Source organism: Streptococcus salivarius, assembly GCF_009738225.1.
Classification (GTDB): domain Bacteria; phylum Bacillota; class Bacilli; order Lactobacillales; family Streptococcaceae; genus Streptococcus.
The window spans coordinates 2,046,034-2,070,731 of record NZ_CP018187.1; the positions used below are offsets into that span (position 1 = coordinate 2,046,034).

Here is a 24,698-nt window from a genome sequence, read left to right on the forward strand (position 1 = left end):
AAATCGATTTGATTTTCTTCTTTTTTATTGCATAACTGAATGCTCTTTTAAAAGATTAAAAAATGACGAATAATCTCTTTTAAGATTGACAAAACTACCGCCCTTAGACAAGAAACTATGTTCAGAAACAGCTGTACAAACAAGGATTCCGTTTTGATTTACCATATTGTATACAAAAGTAAGTTTAGCAGATTTAACTCTTTTAACATTAATCTCGATAGAAATTACATCTGCAAAAGTAGAAGTAGCTTTATAGTCACAGGAAATTGAAGTAACAGGAGAGATAATTCCCTCCTCTTCAATTTTTTCATAAGGCCAACCTATCTCTCTTAGAAAAAAAGTTCTCGCCTCTTCCATCCATCGAACATAATTAGAATGATGAGTAATACCCATTCGATCTGTTTCATAATACTGGACCTCGTGTTTACAAATAAACATAAGAACCTCCAAAAAGACTAAGAAATAAAATCTAAAATATCATCCTCAGAAAGAGATGAGTCACATACAACCTTAGCAGCTCCATTTTCTGAAACAAAGAGAGCAGGAACTGTAGCAATACCATATCTTTTACGTAAAGCTTGAATATCTTCTAATTCTTCACTATTTTCGCTATTAATATAGAAAATAGTAAGATTTGAATTACGTGCCACATTTGATAATTTAGGTTCAAAAAGTTGACAATATGGACAAGAAGGACGTCCAATAAATAAAATAAATTTTTCAGCTGTATCAATATTCTCCTTAGCCGAAGAAACAGAAATAGGTGTAAAAGCAGATGCAAAATTTGACATAGAATACCTCTCAATTTAAAATATAGTATTATCATATCTGAAATTTAAACTTTTAACAAGTAAATAACTTAACAAAAAAAGCTAGACCTGCGTCTAGCAATGAGAATTATACTCCGCCAGTAGGACTCGAACCTACGACATCATGATTAACAGTCATGCGCTACTACCAACTGAGCTATGGCGGATAAACGCTAAGCGACTACCGTATCTAACAGGGGGCAACCCCCAACTACATCAGGCGTACTAGGGCTTAACTTCTGTGTTCGGCATGGGAACAGGTGTATCTCCTAGGCTATCGTCACTTAACTCTGAGTATTCTCAACTCAAAATTGAATATCTATACTGTATCAAGAAACCAAATCGTTGTCAATATGTCTCAGTTACTTTCTTTGGATAAGTCCTCGAGCTATTAGTATTAGTCCGCTACATGTGTCACCACACTTCCACTTCTAACCTATCAACCTGATCATCTCTCAGGGCTCTTACTGATATAAAATCATGGGAAATCTCATCTTGAGGTGGGCTTCACACTTAGATGCTTTCAGCGTTTATCCCTTCCCTACATAGCTACCCAGCGATGCTCTTGGCAGAACAACTGGTACACCAGCGGTAAGTCCACTCTGGTCCTCTCGTACTAGGAGCAGATCCTCTCAAATTTCCTACGCCCGCGACGGATAGGGACCGAACTGTCTCACGACGTTCTGAACCCAGCTCGCGTGCCGCTTTAATGGGCGAACAGCCCAACCCTTGGGACCGACTACAGCCCCAGGATGCGACGAGCCGACATCGAGGTGCCAAACCTCCCCGTCGATGTGAACTCTTGGGGGAGATAAGCCTGTTATCCCCAGGGTAGCTTTTATCCGTTGAGCGATGGCCCTTCCATGCGGAACCACCGGATCACTAAGCCCGACTTTCGTCCCTGCTCGAGTTGTAGCTCTCGCAGTCAAGCTCCCTTATACCTTTACACTCTGCGAATGATTTCCAACCATTCTGAGGGAACCTTTGGGCGCCTCCGTTACCTTTTAGGAGGCGACCGCCCCAGTCAAACTGCCCGTCAGACACTGTCTCCGATAGGGATAACCTATCTGGGTTAGAGTAGCCATAACACAAGGGTAGTATCCCAACAACGCCTCACTCGAAACTGGCGTCCCGAGGTCATAGGCTCCTACCTATCCTGTACATGTGGTACAGATACTCAATATCAAACTGCAGTAAAGCTCCATGGGGTCTTTCCGTCCTGTCGCGGGTAACCTGCATCTTCACAGGTACTAAAATTTCACCGAGTCTCTCGTTGAGACAGTGCCCAAATCATTACGCCTTTCGTGCGGGTCGGAACTTACCCGACAAGGAATTTCGCTACCTTAGGACCGTTATAGTTACGGCCGCCGTTTACTGGGGCTTCAATTCATACCTTCGCTTACGCTAAGCACTCCTCTTAACCTTCCAGCACCGGGCAGGCGTCACCCCCTATACATCATCTTACGATTTAGCAGAGAGCTGTGTTTTTGATAAACAGTTGCTTGGGCCTATTCACTGCGGCTGACCATAAGTCAGCGCCCCTTCTCCCGAAGTTACGGGGCCATTTTGCCGAGTTCCTTAACGAGAGTTCTCTCGCTCACCTGAGGCTACTCGCCTCGACTACCTGTGTCGGTTTGCGGTACGGGTAGAGTATAATTAACGCTAGAAGCTTTTCTTGGCAGTGTGACATCACTAACTTCGCTACTAAACTTCGCTCCCCATCACAGCTCAATGTTATAAATATAAGCATTTGACTCATATCACACCTCACTGCTTGGCCAGACACTTCCAATCGTCTGGTTTAGTTAGCCTACTGCGTCCCTCCATCACTATATACTCTAGTACAGGAATATCAACCTGTTGTCCATCGGATACACCTTTCGGTCTCTCCTTAGGTCCCGACTAACCCAGGGCGGACGAGCCTTCCCCTGGAAACCTTAGTCTTACGGTGGACAGGATTCTCACCTGTCTTTCGCTACTCATACCGGCATTCTCACTTCTATGCGCTCCAGCACTCCTCACGGTACACCTTCTTCGCACATAGAACGCTCTCCTACCATACCTATAAAGGTATCCACAGCTTCGGTAATATGTTTTAGCCCCGGTACATTTTCGGCGCAGGGTCACTCGACTAGTGAGCTATTACGCACTCTTTGAATGAATAGCTGCTTCTAAGCTAACATCCTAGTTGTCTGTGCAACCCCACATCCTTTTCCACTTAACATATATTTTGGGACCTTAGCTGGTGGTCTGGGCTGTTTCCCTTTCGACTACGGATCTTAGCACTCGCAGTCTGACTGCCGATTATATCTCGTTGGCATTCGGAGTTTATCTGAGATTGGTAATCCGGGATGGACCCCTCACCCAAACAGTGCTCTACCTCCAAGAGACTTAACATCGACGCTAGCCCTAAAGCTATTTCGGAGAGAACCAGCTATCTCCAAGTTCGTTTGGAATTTCTCCGCTACCCACAAGTCATCCAAGCACTTTTCAACGTGCCCTGGTTCGGTCCTCCAGTGAGTTTTACCTCACCTTCAACCTGCTCATGGGTAGGTCACATGGTTTCGGGTCTACGACATGATACTAATGCGCCCTATTAAGACTCGGTTTCCCTACGGCTCCGTCTCTTCAACTTAACCTCGCATCATATCGTAACTCGCCGGTTCATTCTACAAAAGGCACGCTCTCACCCATTAACGGGCTCGAACTTGTTGTAGGCACACGGTTTCAGGTTCTATTTCACTCCCCTCCCGGGGTGCTTTTCACCTTTCCCTCACGGTACTGGTTCACTATCGGTCACTAGAGAGTATTTAGGGTTGGGAGATGGTCCTCCCAGATTCCGACGAGATTTCTCGTGTCTCGCCGTACTCAGGATACTGCTAGGTATAAAGACTATTTCGAATACGAGGCTATTACTCTCTTTGGCCTACCTTCCCAGGTAGTTCTTCTATAATCTTTAAGTCCACGTTGCAGTCCTACAACCCCGAAGAGTAAACTCTTCGGTTTGCCCTCTTGCCGTTTCGCTCGCCGCTACTAAGGCAATCGCTTTTGCTTTCTCTTCCTGCAGCTACTTAGATGTTTCAGTTCACTGCGTCTTCCTCTACATTACCTTAACAGTAATGAGTGACAGGCATTACCTGCCGGGTTCCCCCATTCGGACATCTCTGGATCATTGCTCACTTACAGCTCCCCAAAGCATTTCGTCGTTAGTCACGTCCTTCATCGGCTTCTAGTGCCAAGGCATCCACCGTGCGCCCTTATTAACTTAACCTTATTTTGGTCTTGCGACCTAACTCATTAAATATTCACAGCGTTTCGGTTTATTTTCTTGTTACTATCTATATGTAATTAATTACATATGGAATTTGATATAGATATTCAATTTTCAATGGACAATACTTGAATCTTTCGATTCAATGGAGCCTAGCGGGATCGAACCGCTGACCTCCTGCGTGCAAAGCAGGCGCTCTCCCAGCTGAGCTAAGGCCCCACAAGACCTCTCAAAACTAAATAAGAAACTCAAGTACATTCCGTTTTTCCTTAGAAAGGAGGTGATCCAGCCGCACCTTCCGATACGGCTACCTTGTTACGACTTCACCCCAATCATCTATCCCACCTTAGGCGGCTGGCTCCAAAAGGTTACCTCACCGACTTCGGGTGTTACAAACTCTCGTGGTGTGACGGGCGGTGTGTACAAGGCCCGGGAACGTATTCACCGCGGCGTGCTGATCCGCGATTACTAGCGATTCCGACTTCATGTAGGCGAGTTGCAGCCTACAATCCGAACTGAGATTGGCTTTAAGAGATTAGCTTGCCGTCACCGACTCGCAACTCGTTGTACCAACCATTGTAGCACGTGTGTAGCCCAGGTCATAAGGGGCATGATGATTTGACGTCATCCCCACCTTCCTCCGGTTTATTACCGGCAGTCTCGCTAGAGTGCCCAACTGAATGATGGCAACTAACAATAGGGGTTGCGCTCGTTGCGGGACTTAACCCAACATCTCACGACACGAGCTGACGACAACCATGCACCACCTGTCACCGATGTACCGAAGTAACTTTCTATCTCTAGAAATAGCATCGGGATGTCAAGACCTGGTAAGGTTCTTCGCGTTGCTTCGAATTAAACCACATGCTCCACCGCTTGTGCGGGCCCCCGTCAATTCCTTTGAGTTTCAACCTTGCGGTCGTACTCCCCAGGCGGAGTGCTTAATGCGTTAGCTGCGGCACTGAATCCCGGAAAGGATCCAACACCTAGCACTCATCGTTTACGGCGTGGACTACCAGGGTATCTAATCCTGTTCGCTCCCCACGCTTTCGAGCCTCAGCGTCAGTTACAGACCAGAGAGCCGCTTTCGCCACCGGTGTTCCTCCATATATCTACGCATTTCACCGCTACACATGGAATTCCACTCTCCCCTTCTGCACTCAAGTTTGACAGTTTCCAAAGCGAACTATGGTTGAGCCACAGCCTTTAACTTCAGACTTATCAAACCGCCTGCGCTCGCTTTACGCCCAATAAATCCGGACAACGCTCGGGACCTACGTATTACCGCGGCTGCTGGCACGTAGTTAGCCGTCCCTTTCTGGTAAGCTACCGTCACAGTGTGAACTTTCCACTCTCACACTCGTTCTTGACTTACAACAGAGCTTTACGATCCGAAAACCTTCTTCACTCACGCGGCGTTGCTCGGTCAGGGTTGCCCCCATTGCCGAAGATTCCCTACTGCTGCCTCCCGTAGGAGTCTGGGCCGTGTCTCAGTCCCAGTGTGGCCGATCACCCTCTCAGGTCGGCTATGTATCGTCGCCTAGGTGAGCCGTTACCTCACCTACTAGCTAATACAACGCAGGTCCATCTTGTAGTGGAGCAATTGCCCCTTTCAAATAAATGACATGTGTCATCCATTGTTATGCGGTATTAGCTATCGTTTCCAATAGTTATCCCCCGCTACAAGGCAGGTTACCTACGCGTTACTCACCCGTTCGCAACTCATCCAAGAAGAGCAAGCTCCTCTCTTCAGCGTTCTACTTGCATGTATTAGGCACGCCGCCAGCGTTCGTCCTGAGCCAGGATCAAACTCTCATTAAAAATTTAATAATTGTTCGAGCGTTAACTCATTACCGTCTTCTGACGATTTATTCTTGTAAATTGACAGGTTATAATTTCTTCTATCATAACCCTGCACTTGGTTTCTTATTCAGTTCTCAAAGGTCTAAATCGGGAAGACAGGATTCGAACCTGCGACCCCTTGGTCCCAAACCAAGTGCTCTACCAAGCTGAGCTACTTCCCGATAAAATGCACCCTAGAGGAGTCGAACCTCTAACCGCCTGATTCGTAGTCAGGTACTCTATCCAGTTGAGCTAAGGGTGCTCATTATTATATTATGCCGAGGACCGGGATCGAACCGGTACGAAAGTTTCCTTTCGCAGGATTTTAAGTCCTGTGCGTCTGCCAGTTCCGCCACCCCGGCTCCTCAAGCGAACGACGGGATTCGAACCCGCGACCCCCACCTTGGCAAGGTGGTGTTCTACCACTGAACTACGTTCGCATTTTATGCCGGCTACATGACTTGAACACGCGACCCTCTGATTACAAATCAGATGCTCTACCAACTGAGCTAAGCCGGCTAACTTTTCTAATGCGGGTGAAGGGACTTGAACCCCCACGCCGTTAAGCGCCAGATCCTAAATCTGGTGCGTCTGCCAATTCCGCCACACCCGCATATATGACCCGTACTGGGCTCGAACCAGTGACCCATTGATTAAAAGTCAATTGCTCTACCAACTGAGCTAACGAGTCTCAAATATTTCTACTTGAACGGTCCCGACGGGAATCGAACCCGCGATCTTCGCCGTGACAGGGCGACGTGATAACCGCTACACCACGGGACCTATGGGAGTTAACGGGATCGAACCGCTGACCCTCTGCTTGTAAGGCAGATGCTCTCCCAGCTGAGCTAAACTCCCTTTGCGCTAAGCGACTACCGTATCTAACAGGGGGCAACCCCCAACTACATCAGGCGTACTAGGGCTTAACTTCTGTGTTCGGCATGGGAACAGGTGTATCTCCTAGGCTATCGTCACTTAACTCTGAGTATTCTCAACTCAAAATTGAATATCTATACTGTATCAAGAAACCAAATCGTTGTCAATATGTCTCAGTTACTTTCTTTGGATAAGTCCTCGAGCTATTAGTATTAGTCCGCTACATGTGTCACCACACTTCCACTTCTAACCTATCAACCTGATCATCTCTCAGGGCTCTTACTGATATAAAATCATGGGAAATCTCATCTTGAGGTGGGCTTCACACTTAGATGCTTTCAGCGTTTATCCCTTCCCTACATAGCTACCCAGCGATGCTCTTGGCAGAACAACTGGTACACCAGCGGTAAGTCCACTCTGGTCCTCTCGTACTAGGAGCAGATCCTCTCAAATTTCCTACGCCCGCGACGGATAGGGACCGAACTGTCTCACGACGTTCTGAACCCAGCTCGCGTGCCGCTTTAATGGGCGAACAGCCCAACCCTTGGGACCGACTACAGCCCCAGGATGCGACGAGCCGACATCGAGGTGCCAAACCTCCCCGTCGATGTGAACTCTTGGGGGAGATAAGCCTGTTATCCCCAGGGTAGCTTTTATCCGTTGAGCGATGGCCCTTCCATGCGGAACCACCGGATCACTAAGCCCGACTTTCGTCCCTGCTCGAGTTGTAGCTCTCGCAGTCAAGCTCCCTTATACCTTTACACTCTGCGAATGATTTCCAACCATTCTGAGGGAACCTTTGGGCGCCTCCGTTACCTTTTAGGAGGCGACCGCCCCAGTCAAACTGCCCGTCAGACACTGTCTCCGATAGGGATAACCTATCTGGGTTAGAGTAGCCATAACACAAGGGTAGTATCCCAACAACGCCTCACTCGAAACTGGCGTCCCGAGGTCATAGGCTCCTACCTATCCTGTACATGTGGTACAGATACTCAATATCAAACTGCAGTAAAGCTCCATGGGGTCTTTCCGTCCTGTCGCGGGTAACCTGCATCTTCACAGGTACTAAAATTTCACCGAGTCTCTCGTTGAGACAGTGCCCAAATCATTACGCCTTTCGTGCGGGTCGGAACTTACCCGACAAGGAATTTCGCTACCTTAGGACCGTTATAGTTACGGCCGCCGTTTACTGGGGCTTCAATTCATACCTTCGCTTACGCTAAGCACTCCTCTTAACCTTCCAGCACCGGGCAGGCGTCACCCCCTATACATCATCTTACGATTTAGCAGAGAGCTGTGTTTTTGATAAACAGTTGCTTGGGCCTATTCACTGCGGCTGACCATAAGTCAGCGCCCCTTCTCCCGAAGTTACGGGGCCATTTTGCCGAGTTCCTTAACGAGAGTTCTCTCGCTCACCTGAGGCTACTCGCCTCGACTACCTGTGTCGGTTTGCGGTACGGGTAGAGTATAATTAACGCTAGAAGCTTTTCTTGGCAGTGTGACATCACTAACTTCGCTACTAAACTTCGCTCCCCATCACAGCTCAATGTTATAAATATAAGCATTTGACTCATATCACACCTCACTGCTTGGCCAGACACTTCCAATCGTCTGGTTTAGTTAGCCTACTGCGTCCCTCCATCACTATATACTCTAGTACAGGAATATCAACCTGTTGTCCATCGGATACACCTTTCGGTCTCTCCTTAGGTCCCGACTAACCCAGGGCGGACGAGCCTTCCCCTGGAAACCTTAGTCTTACGGTGGACAGGATTCTCACCTGTCTTTCGCTACTCATACCGGCATTCTCACTTCTATGCGCTCCAGCACTCCTCACGGTACACCTTCTTCGCACATAGAACGCTCTCCTACCATACCTATAAAGGTATCCACAGCTTCGGTAATATGTTTTAGCCCCGGTACATTTTCGGCGCAGGGTCACTCGACTAGTGAGCTATTACGCACTCTTTGAATGAATAGCTGCTTCTAAGCTAACATCCTAGTTGTCTGTGCAACCCCACATCCTTTTCCACTTAACATATATTTTGGGACCTTAGCTGGTGGTCTGGGCTGTTTCCCTTTCGACTACGGATCTTAGCACTCGCAGTCTGACTGCCGATTATATCTCGTTGGCATTCGGAGTTTATCTGAGATTGGTAATCCGGGATGGACCCCTCACCCAAACAGTGCTCTACCTCCAAGAGACTTAACATCGACGCTAGCCCTAAAGCTATTTCGGAGAGAACCAGCTATCTCCAAGTTCGTTTGGAATTTCTCCGCTACCCACAAGTCATCCAAGCACTTTTCAACGTGCCCTGGTTCGGTCCTCCAGTGAGTTTTACCTCACCTTCAACCTGCTCATGGGTAGGTCACATGGTTTCGGGTCTACGACATGATACTAATGCGCCCTATTAAGACTCGGTTTCCCTACGGCTCCGTCTCTTCAACTTAACCTCGCATCATATCGTAACTCGCCGGTTCATTCTACAAAAGGCACGCTCTCACCCATTAACGGGCTCGAACTTGTTGTAGGCACACGGTTTCAGGTTCTATTTCACTCCCCTCCCGGGGTGCTTTTCACCTTTCCCTCACGGTACTGGTTCACTATCGGTCACTAGAGAGTATTTAGGGTTGGGAGATGGTCCTCCCAGATTCCGACGAGATTTCTCGTGTCTCGCCGTACTCAGGATACTGCTAGGTATAAAGACTATTTCGAATACGAGGCTATTACTCTCTTTGGCCTACCTTCCCAGGTAGTTCTTCTATAATCTTTAAGTCCACGTTGCAGTCCTACAACCCCGAAGAGTAAACTCTTCGGTTTGCCCTCTTGCCGTTTCGCTCGCCGCTACTAAGGCAATCGCTTTTGCTTTCTCTTCCTGCAGCTACTTAGATGTTTCAGTTCACTGCGTCTTCCTCTACATTACCTTAACAGTAATGAGTGACAGGCATTACCTGCCGGGTTCCCCCATTCGGACATCTCTGGATCATTGCTCACTTACAGCTCCCCAAAGCATTTCGTCGTTAGTCACGTCCTTCATCGGCTTCTAGTGCCAAGGCATCCACCGTGCGCCCTTATTAACTTAACCTTATTTTGGTCTTGCGACCTAACTCATTAAATATTCACAGCGTTTCGGTTTATTTTCTTGTTACTATCTATATGTAATTAATTACATATGGAATTTGATATAGATATTCAATTTTCAATGGACAATACTTGAATCTTTCGATTCAATGGAGCCTAGCGGGATCGAACCGCTGACCTCCTGCGTGCAAAGCAGGCGCTCTCCCAGCTGAGCTAAGGCCCCACAAGACCTCTCAAAACTAAATAAGAAACTCAAGTACATTCCGTTTTTCCTTAGAAAGGAGGTGATCCAGCCGCACCTTCCGATACGGCTACCTTGTTACGACTTCACCCCAATCATCTATCCCACCTTAGGCGGCTGGCTCCAAAAGGTTACCTCACCGACTTCGGGTGTTACAAACTCTCGTGGTGTGACGGGCGGTGTGTACAAGGCCCGGGAACGTATTCACCGCGGCGTGCTGATCCGCGATTACTAGCGATTCCGACTTCATGTAGGCGAGTTGCAGCCTACAATCCGAACTGAGATTGGCTTTAAGAGATTAGCTTGCCGTCACCGACTCGCAACTCGTTGTACCAACCATTGTAGCACGTGTGTAGCCCAGGTCATAAGGGGCATGATGATTTGACGTCATCCCCACCTTCCTCCGGTTTATTACCGGCAGTCTCGCTAGAGTGCCCAACTGAATGATGGCAACTAACAATAGGGGTTGCGCTCGTTGCGGGACTTAACCCAACATCTCACGACACGAGCTGACGACAACCATGCACCACCTGTCACCGATGTACCGAAGTAACTTTCTATCTCTAGAAATAGCATCGGGATGTCAAGACCTGGTAAGGTTCTTCGCGTTGCTTCGAATTAAACCACATGCTCCACCGCTTGTGCGGGCCCCCGTCAATTCCTTTGAGTTTCAACCTTGCGGTCGTACTCCCCAGGCGGAGTGCTTAATGCGTTAGCTGCGGCACTGAATCCCGGAAAGGATCCAACACCTAGCACTCATCGTTTACGGCGTGGACTACCAGGGTATCTAATCCTGTTCGCTCCCCACGCTTTCGAGCCTCAGCGTCAGTTACAGACCAGAGAGCCGCTTTCGCCACCGGTGTTCCTCCATATATCTACGCATTTCACCGCTACACATGGAATTCCACTCTCCCCTTCTGCACTCAAGTTTGACAGTTTCCAAAGCGAACTATGGTTGAGCCACAGCCTTTAACTTCAGACTTATCAAACCGCCTGCGCTCGCTTTACGCCCAATAAATCCGGACAACGCTCGGGACCTACGTATTACCGCGGCTGCTGGCACGTAGTTAGCCGTCCCTTTCTGGTAAGCTACCGTCACAGTGTGAACTTTCCACTCTCACACTCGTTCTTGACTTACAACAGAGCTTTACGATCCGAAAACCTTCTTCACTCACGCGGCGTTGCTCGGTCAGGGTTGCCCCCATTGCCGAAGATTCCCTACTGCTGCCTCCCGTAGGAGTCTGGGCCGTGTCTCAGTCCCAGTGTGGCCGATCACCCTCTCAGGTCGGCTATGTATCGTCGCCTAGGTGAGCCGTTACCTCACCTACTAGCTAATACAACGCAGGTCCATCTTGTAGTGGAGCAATTGCCCCTTTCAAATAAATGACATGTGTCATCCATTGTTATGCGGTATTAGCTATCGTTTCCAATAGTTATCCCCCGCTACAAGGCAGGTTACCTACGCGTTACTCACCCGTTCGCAACTCATCCAAGAAGAGCAAGCTCCTCTCTTCAGCGTTCTACTTGCATGTATTAGGCACGCCGCCAGCGTTCGTCCTGAGCCAGGATCAAACTCTCATTAAAAATTTAATAATTGTTCGAGCGTTAACTCATTACCGTCTTCTGACGATTTATTCTTGTAAATTGACAGGTTATAATTTCTTCTATCATAACCCTGCACTTGGTTTCTTATTCAGTTCTCAAAGGTCTTTGTCTCTCTTAAGACAACTCCTATATTCTAGCAAATCTAGAATAGATTGTCAACACTTTTTTTGAAGTTTTTTTACTTCTCGTGTTCGCCGCCTCTTCCGAAACAGCTTATTTATAATATCATCTTTGACTTATCTTGTCAATAACTTTTTTAAAGTTTTGGAACCTTTTCAAGTTTGTGGCAAGTCTGTTAAGACAACTTTTATATCTTAACACCCAAATCAATACTTGTCAATAGGGTTTTTAAAAAAAAATAAAGCAGTATAATCATGTACTGCTAAATAAATTATTTAAAAATTTCTTTTACTTGCATTATAACCATATTTTTCGATGAAATCTTGGCGAAACTCAAGTAAATTGTCATCTATAATAGCTTGTCGTACCTTGGCCATTAAATTTACCAAGAAGTAGAGATTATGGTAACTTGTCAGGCGAATTCCAAACGTTTCATCTGCTTTCAACAAATGTCTCACATAAGCACGTGTGTAATTCTTACATGTATAACAATCACACTCAGGATCTATAGGACTAAAATCTTCTGCATACTTCGCATTTTTTACCACGAGACGCCCTTGACTCGTCATACAAGTTCCGTTACGAGCAATTCGTGTTGGGAGGACACAATCATACATGTCCACACCACGAATAACACCATCAATTAAACTATCTGGTGCTCCTACACCCATAAGATAACGTGGTTTATTCTCAGGAAGCAAAGGTACAGTAAAGTCTAGTACGGCATTCATCTCTTCGTGAGTTTCTCCAACCGCAAGACCTCCAATTGAATAACCTGGAAAATCCATAGAAACCAAATCCTGTGCAGATTGTCTACGAAGGTCTTCAAAACCTGCTCCCTGCACAATTCCAAATAGGCCTTGATCATGTGGGCGACGGTGTGCTTTTAGCCCTCGTTCTGCCCAACGACTTGTCCGTTCAATAGAATTTTTCACATAATCGTATGGTTGGTAAAATTGAGGACATTCGTCAAAGCTCATCATAATATCTGAACCGAGATTGTTCTGAATCGAGATCGCTTTTTCAGGAGATAAAAACATCTTACTTCCGTTAAGGTGATTTTTAAATGTTACACCTTCTTCAGAAATATTGCGTTTTTCTGCCAATGAATAAACTTGGAAACCACCGCTATCTGTAAGAATCGCTTGGTCCCAATTCATGAATTTATGGAGTCCTCCAGCTTTAGCAACGAGCTCATCACCAGGTCTTAGCCATAAATGATAGGTGTTGGCCAAAATAATTCCTGAACCCATCTGTTTTAATTCTTCAGGGGATTGCGTTTTTACTGTAGCTTGGGTGCCTACAGGCATAAACATCGGCGTTGGAAAAGTTCCATGAGGCGTGATAATTTCCCCCAGACGTGCTCCTGTGTGTTTTTCTTTCTTTATAAGACGATATTTAATAGGAAAATCAGTCATTTATACTCCTTACATTAGGAAAAACAGTCCTAAGTATTTTTTAGTCAGTGGTCATTATCCACAACCGCTTTAGTTTATCAAAAATTACAAGAATTGTCAGCTCTATATTTTCAAACTCTCGATGAATACCATCAAACACCAACACTAACATTCATAGCAAACAAAAAAACAACAGTCTCGAGCACTGTTGCTTTCAATAATGTCTTATGCTGAAAGAACTTTACGTCCTTTACGACGACGAGCTGCAAGAACACGACGTCCATTTTTAGTTGACATACGGTGACGGAATCCGTGTTTACGTTGACGACGGATTTTACTTGGTTGATAAGTACGTTTCACGTTGAATACCTCCTGATAGATTTTCGTATTCGTTTAGCCGGCTATTTTTGATCAGTTACTAAACATACCATACTATTTTATAGCAATAGCTTAATCTTGTCAAGAATTACTTAGATATTAATTTAATTATATCTTTGAAACCCTTAGGCTGGTGATAATTGTAGACCACATTACTATCCCTATATCATCGCTTGCTCATAACCTTCTTGCTATTTTAGCTATTTTCTTGAGCACCTCTTTTCGCTTATGGTCACCCATATACTCAACAGGTGAAATCTGGGTAACTTTGACCGATTTAATACCACAAGGTTTTAGGACTTGAAATTTTAGAACTTTGCTATAATCTTGAACTAAAGGTAGAACTATCTTTGGTGTATTGTGGGTTGTAATAATCCAAGCTTTCCCTGTCAGTTTACCATCCAATCCACGGGGTGTATTTTCATAGGCAAACCCAGCAACAAAAACGCGTTCAATAAATCCTTTCAAGATAGCCGGCATTCCACTCCACCAAGTTGGAAAAATAAAAATCAACTGATCTGCCCAAATTATTAAATCTCGATAGTCTTTCATAGCTACATCGTGCGCTAGGTCTCTTCTCCTATGCGTTGTATCAAAGCGTAAAACAGAATCGAACCGCTCTTTATACAAATCTAGAACCTTTAACTCATGTTTAGACGATAAATTCTCCTTGATAGTCTCTAGTATAGAGGCATTGTAGCTCTTGTCGTTTGGATGTGCGTAAATAATTAAGGTTTTCATTGTTTAGCTCCTTTAACGTAGATGTCTAACATAGTACTAACAGTCTCTTTAATAGTGTTACTATTGAAATTTTCACCAATAGGACTCCTTACCAAAACAGCTAATCCAGTAATAAAACTCCAGATATGAACTAATATTTCTGTCTCACTACCAGAAATGTTCATTTCACTTTTTAGCTTCAAAACCACACTCTTAAAGTGCTCAAATCCTGGTAAATGGGTATTAACAGAGATACTGCCCTGGGTTAGTTCCATATAATTGAAAGGAAACTTAATAAATAAGGCCTCAAAACTGTTTGTTTCTTTTTGAGCAAATTCCACAAAATTACAGCCCATTAATACTAATTGATCCCTTACATCAAGAGAAGAGCCTATTCCTTGTGTCAGATACTTCAAAAAGATCTCAGATAAACGCTCTAAAACTACCTGAAGATATACACCCTTATTTTCAAAGTGCTTATAGGGTGCTCCATGGGTGATCCCGCATTTTTGAGCCACCGTTCGGATAGATAGTTGATCGATCCCTCTTATTCTTATCTCCTCAATTCCAGTTGTGATTAACTTTTCCTTCAATTCAGCAGTATTACGTTTCATTTTGACTCCTATTTGCATATAAGTAGACAGCGATTACTTTTATTAAAGTATACACCGTCTACTTTTAATTGTCAAAAAAACTAGCCTTCAAATAAGACTAGTTTCTGTAAGCAATAACGCTATTCTAATTATACTTTTGTCACAACAACGTAACGGTTAGGATCGTCCCCTTCCGAGTGACTTTCAACCCCTTCAATTTGAGAAAGTGCCTTATGGATAATTTTTCGTTCGCTATTCGTCATTGGATCCATAACATACTCTCGGCCTGTTTCTTTTACTTTAGCTGCCGTTTTTTCTGCTAAATCAATCAAAGTCTCTGTGCGTTGCTCCAAATAATCACGAACATTAAGAACAACACTAAAGCGTTTAGAATGACGATCGTGCAAATAATTTTGCGCTAAAAGTTGTAAAGACTTGAGAACCTTGCCATGATAACCGATAACACGACCAGGTTGGTCTGTTTCAATCTGAATGATAATATTGCGACGATTGTGACTAACCTCTAGGCTAGCATCAACATCCATTTCATAGATAATTTTTTCAAGATAAGATAAAACATCATCTGCAGCTGCTTGAATATCTTCTAAATTATTTTCAGAAGAATCATCTGAACTAAACTCAGATGCCACAAAAGCACTGAAATCCCCTTCTGAAGTTTCCAGCGTCTGAACTTGAGCAACTGGTTCTAGTTGAGGTTCAAGCGAACTTGCCATAAATTCTGTAGCATCCTCTTCTGATGACTCACGTTTAACAGATAGAGGAATAATTGTTGCCTTTGGTTGCTCCTGTTTCTTATCTGTCAACTCTTCACCAAGGGGCTCTGTAGACACTGGTTGCTTTAAGTTTTCTTGTGCAATTTCCTTATTATCTGAAACCGTAACGAGTTTTGTCACTTTATTGAAAGCAATCGTTTCGTCTTTTGGACTTGCAAGAGAATCGTCGAATTGTTTTATAGCATCAGGAGCCACTTTAACGGTGTTTTGATCAGCTTCATGAGCTATCTTTTCATTTATTGGTTCAACGCTAACTCGAGCTGGCTTCTTTCCAAACCCTAGAAAACCTTTTTTCTCACGAGAAATCACCTTAATATGAGCCCTCATACGGGGTAAATTAAGATCTTTCAAACCTCTTTCAATAGCTTGTTCGACTGTTCGTCCAGAATAGACAACCATAATAAGCCTCCTTATTTACGTTTATGCGCCTTTTTCTTGGCACGACGAATCTTAGCTTTACGTTCTTTTTCTTCCATTTCCAAACGATTACGTTCTTCGATGATTTTAAACGGATTATTAAAAACCAAAATCTGAATAACTTGGAAGGCGTTTGAAACTGCCCAGTAAAGTGCTACCCCTGAAGAAATCTGAGTTCCAAACCAGAAAATAAAGATTGGAAGCATGATATTCATAACAAGAAGCATTGCACTACGATCTTTAGCTGCCTTATTGGTCAACCAAGTTGAAAGGAAGGTGAAAGCAGCCGCCAAAATCGGAAGAATAAAGTAAGGGTCTTTCTGACCTAGGTCAACCCAGAGGAATGTTCCTTCTCGCAATTCTGGCACTCGCGTGAGCGCTCCATAAAGAGCCATCAAAATAGGAAATTGAATCAAGAGAGGAACAAAGCTTGCGTAAGGATTTACACCATGCTCTTTATAAAGATCTTGTTGTGCATAAGCAAGAGCTTCACGATTCTCGCGTCCAGGATACTCACTCTGCAAGCGACGTAACTCTGGCTGCAACTCTTGTAGTTCACGGCTTGACTTAATTTGGCGATTATAAAGAGGAATCATTACCGCACGAATTAAGATCGTGAAAATGATAATCCCTAATCCAATGGAACCTCCAAATGAGAGCCCTTGAATAGCCTTCCCAAACATTAAAATGAGACGTTCCCAAAGGCCTGTAGAATGACTTGTAACATCACTTCGTCCACATGCGGACAAAAGCAAGAGAACTCCTGCACCTAAAATAGATAAATTAAGTTTTTTCTTCACTAAAAACTCCTTTTTAATACGATGAAGAACTGCTTGCTTCCATTCATTAAGACTATCTCAAAAATCAGGAATGATCTTAGTTTATCCTACAATGTAAAGAAGCAAAATAATTTTCTAGTCCTTATATAACTTTGCTATTTTTAAGACATGAACGAGATTGCTATAAATGTCTTGATAACTTAAGTCTTCGACACCTTTGCGAGCAATAACGACAAAATCTTGATGTTCTAACTGAGATGACATGTCCATCAGTGCATGTCGTAGACGACGTTTTACCCGATTCCGAGTAACCGCATTACCAAGACGCTTACTGACTGACAAACCTACTCTAAAATGAGGCAGATTACGATTCAGACAGTAGACAACAAATTTTCGATTAGCAACACTGTGTCCTGCATCAAATAATGCTTTAAAGTCTTTCTCTTTCTTAACGCGATAAGATTTTTTCAAAATGCGACTCCAAACTCAAAATTAGTACTATTATATCATAAATAGCAAAAAAGCCCAAAACCTTATGGTTAGGGCCTTAGAGACTTATTTTTTTAGAGCTTTTTGAGCTTCTTTGATTTGCCATTTAACCTGGTCAAAACCAGTTCCACCAAGGGAATGACGACGTTCAACAGCTGTATGAGATTTAAGCGTCTCATAGATGTCCTCTTCAATTAAATCTGAAACTTCTTGATAACGTTCGAGAGGAACATCCTGAAGATAATAACCAGCTTTGGTACACTCAAGGACAAGTTTTCCAACAATCTCATGTGCTTCACGGAATGGAAGTCCTTTAGACGCAAGATAATCAGCCAACTCTGTAGCATTTGAAAAATCTTTCTCTGTTGATTCTGCCATATGCTTGTCGTTAACAGTCATTGTATTGAGCATACCTGCGAGAATATCAATAGCAACAGTAATCGTTTCTACCGTATCAAACATACCTTCTTTATCTTCTTGGAGATCTTTATTGTAGGCTAAAGGTAATGACTTCATCACAGTCAATAATCCAATCAGATTGCCATAGACACGACCTGATTTCCCACGAATTAGTTCTGCCATATCTGGGTTTTTCTTTTGAGGCATAATGGAAGAGCCTGTTGAAAAAGTATCTGATAGAGTCACAAACTTAAACTCGTTAGAACACCAGTTAATGATTTCTTCACAAATACGTGTCATATGCATCATTAGAATACTTGAGTTTGACAAGAATTCGAGAATAAAGTCACGATCAGAAACAGCATCCAAGGAATTGCTATATGGCTTTGCGAAGCCCATTAAGTCAGATGTCATATTACGATCAATTGGGAAAGTTGTTCCTGCCAGTGCAGCAGCTCCGAGTGGAGAGATATCCGTATGCTTGATATTAAATTCAAAACGTTCGGCATCACGTGTAAACATGTTGTAATAAGCCATCAAGTGGTGACCAAAAGAAATCGGTTGTGCATGCTGCAAGTGGGTGTAGCCTGGCATAATTGTGTAGGTATGTTTGTCTGCTAGGTTGACTAAAGTACCACGTAAATTATCAAGCTTCTCAATAACTTCCACGAGTTTGGCTTTTAAATACAAGTGCATATCCGTTGCCACTTGGTCGTTACGTGAACGTGCTGTATGAAGTTTTCCTGCTACTGGTCCAATTTTAGCTGTTAAAAGGCTCTCCATATTCATATGAATATCTTCATTGGAAACATCGAATTCTAGTTTACCAGCCTTATATTCCTCAAGCAGCTCTTCCAATCCCTGTTTAATTTGTAAAGCTTCCTCTTTGGTAATAATTCCTGTCTCACCAAGCATAGTGACATGAGCAATAGACCCTTTAAGGTCAAACTCTGCCATCTTTTGGTCAAAGGAGATTGAAGCACCAAATTCTTCTACCCATTTTTCAAGACTAGCTTCGAACCGACCGCCCCATAGTTTATGATTTTCTGCCATAGTTTTATTTTGAAGATTTCCCTACACTGAGATAATCTTCCATCCTTTCTTAATACTTATAACAAGCAACGACCTCTTGGGTCACAATAACTTAAATGAAAAAAGCTAGATAGTATTTGTCTAGCTTAATTTGTCTCTCTGGACACTTGTTTTCCTAAATCCCGATCTCAGTCGTAGTTTATTTAGGCTCGTGACGCTTCTCAGAACGCCTTAACGATAATAATATAAGTTATAAGAAAAGAGTATCAGATGTGGCTCCCTGTCCACTTTTATCTGATATTAAGAATTTTCCTTCTCATATCCTGCTTTTCTTATGAAATCTGTCATTAATTGTCAAACGGATGGTTAACTTGAGAATTTACCTGTGTTGGAAGCCCCCAAAGCTTGATAAATCCAATCGCAGCATCCTGATCAAAGCTGTCCGCTGATGTGTAAGTAGCCAAGTTTTCATCATACAATGAATTAGCTGATTGACGTGCTACAACCTGAGCATGCCCTTTATAAAGTTTGACTTTAGCGATACCATTAACAACTTTTTGTGTTTCCTTAATATAAGCAATGATAGCTTGTGTTGCCGGGCTAAACCACAAAGCATTGTAGATAAGGTTTGACAATTCATTTTCAAGAATTGGTTTGAAATGAGAAACTTCACGTACCAAAGTTAGGTCCTCAATTTCTTTATGAGCTGTCAAAAGCGCAATAGCTCCTGGGCATTCATAAATTTCACGTGACTTGATACCCACAAGACGATTCTCAACGTGGTCGATACGTCCAACACCATGCTTGCCAGCAATAACATTCATTTCTTGGATAAGGTCAGCCAATTTCATTTCTTTACCGTTAAGGGCAACTGGTTTCCCTTCTTTAAAGGTTACATCGACATATTCAGCTTCATCTGGTGCAGACTCTGGTGAATTGGTAATTCCAAAAGCTTCTTCTGGAGCTTGATTCCAAGGATTTTCAAGAACACCACACTCGTTAGCACGTCCCCAAAGGTTTTGATCGACTGAGTAAGGATTATCAAGGTCTGCTGGAACTGGAACACCATTAGCCTTAGCATACTCAATTTCTTCCTCACGAGACCATTTCCATTCACGCACTGGCGCTACTACTTTAAGACTTGGATCTAGGGCAGCAATGGCAACTTCGAAACGAACTTGGTCATTACCTTTACCAGTACAACCGTGAGCGATAGTTGTTGCTCCTGTTTCATGAGCAATCTCAACTAATTTTTTAGCAATAATTGGACGGCTAAGCGCTGAAACCAAAGGATATTTTTGTTCATAGTAAGCGTGAGCCTGAAGTGCTGGAAGCACATAGTCTTCAGCAAACTCGTCTTTGACATCAAGCACGTATGACTCGATAGCTCCAACTGTCAAAGCTTTGTCATGGATGAACTCAAGATCTTTACCTTCACCGACATCCATACAAACAGCAATAACATCGTAATCTTTTTTAAGCCATGTAATAGCGACTGAGGTATCAAGACCTCCCGAATAGGCAAGAATAACTTTCTCTTTTGACATAATATTTTCTCTTTTCTTATATTTTCTTGCGGTTGCTATCTCTATCAACCTTACGAGATTTATTATATTGCATATTTATTCAATTGTCAACAATTTTTTGTTATTTTTTTATATTTATTTCGTTTTTATTTGTTTTTATTTATTTTTCGACCTTAAAAGTGCGTAAATCTTAATTTTTATTCAATTTTATGCAAGGAATAGTGGAAAATAAAAAAACACTCTTGAAACGATACAAATAGACTCAAAAGCATCTTTAACTATCTATCTTCTAAAATGCCAAAAGGCCTGTACAAAGTACAGACCTTTTGAACAACAGCATCATCGGTAGAGAACACAACAGCAATTTTAGATAGAATGAATGAGGGAAATTATTATGTTTAAGGGACTAACTTAAACCATACATTCTTCTTGCTCTCTAACCTTGATTACATTATAGCATGCAATCCCAAAATGTATATCTTCATTTCCTAAAATGTCGAATTTCACTCACAGAATGTATTTTTTATCCCAATCTGCACTAATCCTCTTAAAAAGAAAAAAAGGCTTGATTTCTCAAGCCTATTAATTTCTATAAAAAAGATATGTAATTGGACGAGCGGCCAATAAAAAATGGGGATTAGGAAAAAGTTATATAAAAGTACATTATTTATTTTCATAAAGTGTATGTAGATTTCAATAAGATTGACGATGTCTCATTTCCGAATCACATATCTTGATTATATAATAACTTTTTTCAATTTAATTGTCTATACGATTTCATAGAATGTCGTTTTTTCATCCTGAACTGCATTATTTGTAGTTATTTTTTTATAAATCTCTAAATTTCATCACTAAAAGACATCTATTTTGTGTTTTTACAGAATTTACTCACTTATAAAATAATCAATCACCCATGAAATATACACATACTTTTTTAGACTAAAAAGAACATTAGTCAATGACTAATGTTCTTTTACCTCAGACCATTTTTTAAGCAAGGCCTTCATTTTCAAACGTGAAACTGGACAAGAATCGTCATTTTCAAAGTAAATCATCAACTGAGTCTTATCAATACGAGAAATATTATCCAAATTAACTAAAAACGAGCGATGACAAGAAAAGAGTTTTTTATTCACCGAAGTAATATCTCCAAGATTGGCATAAAACTCCAAACGCTCTGTTTTGGTAATCAGCATCACCTTATGAGGTGTCACAGCAGTCGCAAAGTAATAAATATCTCTCATAGGGACTTGAATTCGAGACTGTGCTGTTTCAAACACAAATATCTCATCATCATCCAAATCTCCAACTTTTTGATTTACAAAAGTCAATGTTTGTTTTAGTTGTTGTTTGAACTCTGCATTAGAAACTGTCTTATCAATAAAATCTAGTGCAGAAACCTTGTATTTAAAACTAATCGGTGCAAACTCTGAGTGAGTTGTCACAAAAATAATAACCGCATTAGCATCTTGTTGGCGAATTTCTGAGGCTACTTCTAGCCCCTTCTTTCGCTCACCATCAATATCAATATCCAAAAGGAAAACCTGATGGTTGCCCTTTTCGTTGATACTGGACAATAGTTTGTGAGGTTTAGAAAAAACTTCAAGTTTTCGTACGGAAAACGTGCCCTCTGAAACCAATTCTCTGATGATGTCACTAATACGTGTTTGCTGCATTAAGTCATCTTCTAAAATGTAAATATTCATATTAGGGCCTCATTTCTAGTATTTGCATCATTTTATGATTCTGACTACGGACAGAGAAGGACGTATTCGGATAACGTTCCAAGATATCTTGAACAGCATTAACACCTATACCACCCTCAGGATGAGGAGTCTGGGTACTCATCATTGAAAGTGGAACTTGCTCATCTGCAATTGTACTTTCAATAATAAAACTCTGGCAATCTTCTTCATCAAAATAGGCCAGACTAATGAAACCCTCACTGGCTTTACGAGCACCATGAATAGCATTATCCATGAGGTGACCCAAAACAACAGCTAAATCTAAATCAGTTAGATAGTTATGAGTCACTGGATCTGGAATCTCTGCATGAATATTGAGTCGATACATCTGAGCTTCATGATATTTTGATGAAAGTAGACTATGAATACTTGGGTTTTGGATATTATCCAAATCTGTGACCTGAGTCGAAAAGCTGTGCTGATCTCGATTGACATAAAGATCAACTAAATCTTTTTTGTAAGAACGAATATCTCCTGTTCTTTCGATATCTCTCAAATTATTAAGCAGAAAATTATAGTTAGAGCGAACATGCATCAAGTCTCTATACAAACCTTCCACCCTAGTATTCTCGCGCTTCAAATCATCAAGATAGTTGGCTTGCTTCATGGCCAAATCCTGCTCTATTTTTTCCTTAGCAAACTGGTTCACAGCTCCTAGTACAAAGAGGAGTAAGTAGAGATATCCCATTACCAATGGTACGCGAAACCTACTCTCAAGATGTAACTCTGGAAAATAAGTATCAAATGTCGACACCAAAAAGATAACTAAATAGTAAAGTAAAAGAAGCATGTTGACCAAACCCAGACGGTTCTTTTTTTCTTGTTGGGTCGCAACTTTCAAGATATCTGTAAAGTCTAGACGTAAAATAAAATCTACTATTCTGACCGTCAACATGACAAAGGAAAGCGGTACCATAGACCACCAAATATTGTTGTTTAAAGTAGTAGCAGTTATGCCAAGTATCGGCGGGAAGAAGAAGGTAGCCAAAAAACGTCTTGCCAAATCGACGAGTACCACCGGGTAAAAACCTAGAAAAAAGCGCTCTACAGAAGTGACACTTTTATTCAGTTGATAACTAAATGTCAATGTGACAATGGCTACTAAGGGAGGTACTATGCCTATATAGCGTCCAATGAGTTGTCCCCAAATGCATAGAGCAACATCAAATAACAAATAAAGCATACGATTTTTAAGATTAGTGTTTTGCCCACCAATACGTAAGTAGATATCCCAAATGATGACAAACATCAAAATTTGAAATAAGATGTTACCTAGCATAGTTATCCTCCTTTCTACGATTATAGTCCTACCGTAACAATTTGATAGGTTTTAAATAATTCTTTTTTATTTGTTAAACCGATACCGTTTGACCAGCAAAACTGGGCAAAATCACGACTAATAGCCAGACTATCGTCTAGTTTCGGATCAGCTTCCTGGTTGGTATTCTCAAGAATAAAGCTGAGATTGCCATCCTCATTCTGTTGAATAAGGAAACCAATATCTGTCTCCGGCTCCTTGGCCCAAAGTTTTTCAGCTAAGTTCACGCAACGTTCTAAAACTCTAATAAGAACTGCAATATTTAAATTGTTAGGATAAGCATCAACGTTGACATCCAACCTAACGGTGATACCCTTTTGTTCCAAAGGAATGATTTGGTTTACAATCCAACTTCTTAATACCGGATAAGGAATCTCGAACAGAGGAGCCAACTTATCATTTAAGTCCAAATTATCAAGTTTAAGATGATTCAAATGCTCATGATAAACGGATAAAACCTCTGATAATTGATTTTTAGCCAATGGAGTCTCAAGAGCTACCAAAAGACTCTCAAAGTCTTTTTCAATAGGCTTTACTTTTGTAAAAAGATCCTCAATATGTTTATTATAGACTTCCAAGTTATAGACATAGGTCTCCACAGCTTCCTTACTGCGTTCTCTGACAAATTTATGAGAATAGCGGTTCAAGGTTGTTACCATTAGGAGATAAACTGCCATTGCAATAAAAATTGGCTCTCCCACATCACTACCTGTTGATACCAAAATAGTACTACAAGTAATGTAGAGTGCAAAGGTCAGATCAACGGCTATCAACAGACGTTCGCGACCACGTGAATAAATCAATTCCTTGACCTTATCAACATCTGAACTTGAAAGATAATTGACATAGAGAAAGAATGGGTAAATCAGTACAAAAGATAACAATTTGAGGAAGAAGTTTTCTTGAATCTCACTTAAAGTCATATTTGTAAACAGATTATTGAATACATAAAATGGGGTAAAAGTCGCAAATAAATCTGTAAAAATAACCGAGAAAGCTCCAAAAAAGAGGCTTGCCCAGAGCGTCAAACGATGTTCCCGACGTTCCTTTAAGGCCAAAGCTAAAAAGATAACAACTTGATAATAGAAGCCATCACCTTTACCAAGTGATACCACTATACCTAAGAGACTTAAACAAAATACTTTCCAGTAAGCTAGTGTGCTCCTTGTTAGTTTTTTATAAATAAACCAGGTAATATGAAAACTAATAATTTGAATAATACTATTTTCAAGGGATACCATGGTCCAAAGTTGTAAGTTCATGAT

The 24,698-nt window shown here is 42.2% G+C and carries 14 protein-coding genes, 12 tRNA genes and 6 rRNA genes; all 32 read right to left on the reverse strand.

Annotated features, from left to right (window positions below):
* Positions 1-24: 24 nt before the first annotated feature.
* Positions 25-438, reverse strand: coding sequence for an acyl-CoA thioesterase (locus BSR19_RS09335; protein ID WP_060973403.1), 414 nt, complete (start codon positions 436-438; stop codon positions 25-27).
* A gap of 17 nt (positions 439-455) precedes the next feature.
* The gene (gene traF / locus BSR19_RS09340; RefSeq protein WP_060971720.1) at positions 456-791 is read right to left on the reverse strand and encodes a conjugal transfer protein TraF; all 336 of its coding nucleotides are present in this window, start codon (positions 789-791) and stop codon (positions 456-458) included.
* 111 nt (positions 792-902) lie between these two features.
* Positions 903-976: transfer RNA gene (locus BSR19_RS09345), tRNA-Asn, on the reverse strand.
* A 5-nt stretch (positions 977-981) separates the two neighbouring features.
* Positions 982-1,097 (reverse strand): 5S ribosomal RNA (rrf, locus tag BSR19_RS09350).
* An 83-nt stretch (positions 1,098-1,180) separates the two neighbouring features.
* Positions 1,181-4,080: ribosomal RNA gene (locus BSR19_RS09355) — 23S ribosomal RNA — on the reverse strand.
* 146 nt (positions 4,081-4,226) lie between these two features.
* Positions 4,227-4,299: transfer RNA gene (locus tag BSR19_RS09360), tRNA-Ala, on the reverse strand.
* Between the two features lie 54 nt (positions 4,300-4,353).
* A 16S ribosomal RNA gene (locus tag BSR19_RS09365) occupies positions 4,354-5,901 on the reverse strand.
* Between the two features lie 129 nt (positions 5,902-6,030).
* A tRNA-Pro gene (locus BSR19_RS09370) sits at positions 6,031-6,104 on the reverse strand.
* Positions 6,105-6,110: 6 nt separating this feature from the next.
* A tRNA-Arg gene (locus tag BSR19_RS09375) sits at positions 6,111-6,184 on the reverse strand.
* Between the two features lie 14 nt (positions 6,185-6,198).
* Positions 6,199-6,284: transfer RNA gene (locus BSR19_RS09380), tRNA-Leu, on the reverse strand.
* Positions 6,285-6,290: 6 nt separating this feature from the next.
* Positions 6,291-6,362: transfer RNA gene (locus tag BSR19_RS09385), tRNA-Gly, on the reverse strand.
* Positions 6,363-6,368: 6 nt separating this feature from the next.
* Positions 6,369-6,441: transfer RNA gene (locus BSR19_RS09390), tRNA-Thr, on the reverse strand.
* A 12-nt stretch (positions 6,442-6,453) separates the two neighbouring features.
* Positions 6,454-6,535: transfer RNA gene (locus BSR19_RS09395), tRNA-Leu, on the reverse strand.
* A gap of 5 nt (positions 6,536-6,540) precedes the next feature.
* Positions 6,541-6,613: transfer RNA gene (locus BSR19_RS09400), tRNA-Lys, on the reverse strand.
* Positions 6,614-6,632: 19 nt separating this feature from the next.
* Positions 6,633-6,705 (reverse strand) — tRNA-Asp (locus tag BSR19_RS09405).
* A gap of 2 nt (positions 6,706-6,707) precedes the next feature.
* A tRNA-Val gene (locus BSR19_RS09410) sits at positions 6,708-6,780 on the reverse strand.
* A 5-nt stretch (positions 6,781-6,785) separates the two neighbouring features.
* A 5S ribosomal RNA gene (rrf, locus tag BSR19_RS09415) occupies positions 6,786-6,901 on the reverse strand.
* Positions 6,902-6,984: 83 nt separating this feature from the next.
* Positions 6,985-9,884: ribosomal RNA gene (locus BSR19_RS09420) — 23S ribosomal RNA — on the reverse strand.
* A gap of 146 nt (positions 9,885-10,030) precedes the next feature.
* Positions 10,031-10,103: transfer RNA gene (locus BSR19_RS09425), tRNA-Ala, on the reverse strand.
* Positions 10,104-10,157: 54 nt separating this feature from the next.
* A 16S ribosomal RNA gene (locus BSR19_RS09430) occupies positions 10,158-11,705 on the reverse strand.
* The 16S, 23S and 5S rRNA genes sit together here with 12 tRNA genes alongside, the layout of an rRNA operon.
* A 416-nt stretch (positions 11,706-12,121) precedes the next feature.
* A complete protein-coding gene (gene tgt / locus BSR19_RS09435; RefSeq protein WP_070576644.1) occupies positions 12,122-13,264 on the reverse strand; it encodes a tRNA guanosine(34) transglycosylase Tgt in 1,143 nt (380 codons plus the stop codon).
* Between the two features lie 204 nt (positions 13,265-13,468).
* Entirely contained in the window at positions 13,469-13,603 is a 135-nt protein-coding gene (gene rpmH / locus BSR19_RS09440; protein ID WP_002885866.1) for a 50S ribosomal protein L34, read from the reverse strand.
* Between the two features lie 195 nt (positions 13,604-13,798).
* The gene (locus BSR19_RS09445) at positions 13,799-14,362 is read right to left on the reverse strand and encodes an NAD(P)H-dependent oxidoreductase (RefSeq protein WP_156247037.1); all 564 of its coding nucleotides are present in this window, start codon (positions 14,360-14,362) and stop codon (positions 13,799-13,801) included.
* Entirely contained in the window at positions 14,359-14,955 is a 597-nt protein-coding gene (locus tag BSR19_RS09450; protein WP_156247038.1) for a TetR/AcrR family transcriptional regulator, read from the reverse strand. Before BSR19_RS09450 ends, BSR19_RS09445 begins: the two co-directional genes overlap by 4 nt.
* 128 nt (positions 14,956-15,083) lie before the next feature.
* Complete coding sequence (gene jag, locus BSR19_RS09455; protein ID WP_156247039.1) at positions 15,084-16,127, reverse strand: RNA-binding cell elongation regulator Jag/EloR; 1,044 nt, start codon at positions 16,125-16,127, stop codon at positions 15,084-15,086.
* An 11-nt stretch (positions 16,128-16,138) separates the two neighbouring features.
* The gene (locus BSR19_RS09460; RefSeq protein ID WP_037601519.1) at positions 16,139-16,945 is read right to left on the reverse strand and encodes a membrane protein insertase YidC; all 807 of its coding nucleotides are present in this window, start codon (positions 16,943-16,945) and stop codon (positions 16,139-16,141) included.
* Positions 16,946-17,059: 114 nt separating this feature from the next.
* Positions 17,060-17,395, reverse strand: a complete 336-nt coding sequence (rnpA, locus tag BSR19_RS09465) for a ribonuclease P protein component (protein ID WP_155213332.1) — start codon at positions 17,393-17,395, stop codon at positions 17,060-17,062.
* A gap of 84 nt (positions 17,396-17,479) precedes the next feature.
* A complete protein-coding gene (gene argH / locus BSR19_RS09470; RefSeq protein ID WP_037601513.1) occupies positions 17,480-18,865 on the reverse strand; it encodes an argininosuccinate lyase in 1,386 nt (461 codons plus the stop codon).
* A 326-nt stretch (positions 18,866-19,191) separates the two neighbouring features.
* Entirely contained in the window at positions 19,192-20,391 is a 1,200-nt protein-coding gene (locus BSR19_RS09475) for an argininosuccinate synthase (protein ID WP_037598503.1), read from the reverse strand.
* 941 nt (positions 20,392-21,332) lie between these two features.
* Positions 21,333-22,076, reverse strand: a complete 744-nt coding sequence (locus BSR19_RS09480) for a response regulator transcription factor (RefSeq protein ID WP_156247040.1) — start codon at positions 22,074-22,076, stop codon at positions 21,333-21,335.
* 1 nt (position 22,077) lies between these two features.
* On the reverse strand, positions 22,078-23,394 hold the full coding sequence (locus BSR19_RS09485; protein WP_156247041.1) for a GHKL domain-containing protein: 1,317 nt from the start codon (positions 23,392-23,394) through the stop codon (positions 22,078-22,080).
* A 20-nt stretch (positions 23,395-23,414) separates the two neighbouring features.
* Complete coding sequence (locus tag BSR19_RS09490; protein WP_156247042.1) at positions 23,415-24,695, reverse strand: hypothetical protein; 1,281 nt, start codon at positions 24,693-24,695, stop codon at positions 23,415-23,417.
* Positions 24,696-24,698: the final 3 nt, after the last annotated feature.

Excerpts from the sequence above, each read along its gene's own strand:
- BSR19_RS09335 (WP_060973403.1), bottom strand. The coding sequence starts at position 438 with ATGTTTATTTGTAAACACGAGGTCCAGTATTATGAAACAGATCGAATG.
- traF (WP_060971720.1), bottom strand. The coding sequence starts at position 791 with ATGTCAAATTTTGCATCTGCTTTTACACCTATTTCTGTTTCTTCGGCT.
- tgt (WP_070576644.1), bottom strand. The coding sequence starts at position 13,264 with ATGACTGATTTTCCTATTAAATATCGTCTTATAAAGAAAGAAAAACAC.
- BSR19_RS09445 (WP_156247037.1), bottom strand. The coding sequence starts at position 14,362 with ATGAAAACCTTAATTATTTACGCACATCCAAACGACAAGAGCTACAAT.
- BSR19_RS09450 (WP_156247038.1), bottom strand. The coding sequence starts at position 14,955 with ATGAAACGTAATACTGCTGAATTGAAGGAAAAGTTAATCACAACTGGA.
- jag (WP_156247039.1), bottom strand. The coding sequence starts at position 16,127 with ATGGTTGTCTATTCTGGACGAACAGTCGAACAAGCTATTGAAAGAGGT.
- argH (WP_037601513.1), bottom strand. The coding sequence starts at position 18,865 with ATGGCAGAAAATCATAAACTATGGGGCGGTCGGTTCGAAGCTAGTCTT.
- BSR19_RS09475 (WP_037598503.1), bottom strand. The coding sequence starts at position 20,391 with ATGTCAAAAGAGAAAGTTATTCTTGCCTATTCGGGAGGTCTTGATACC.
- BSR19_RS09480 (WP_156247040.1), bottom strand. The coding sequence starts at position 22,076 with ATGAATATTTACATTTTAGAAGATGACTTAATGCAGCAAACACGTATT.
- BSR19_RS09485 (WP_156247041.1), bottom strand. The coding sequence starts at position 23,394 with ATGCTAGGTAACATCTTATTTCAAATTTTGATGTTTGTCATCATTTGG.
- BSR19_RS09490 (WP_156247042.1), bottom strand. The coding sequence starts at position 24,695 with ATGAACTTACAACTTTGGACCATGGTATCCCTTGAAAATAGTATTATT.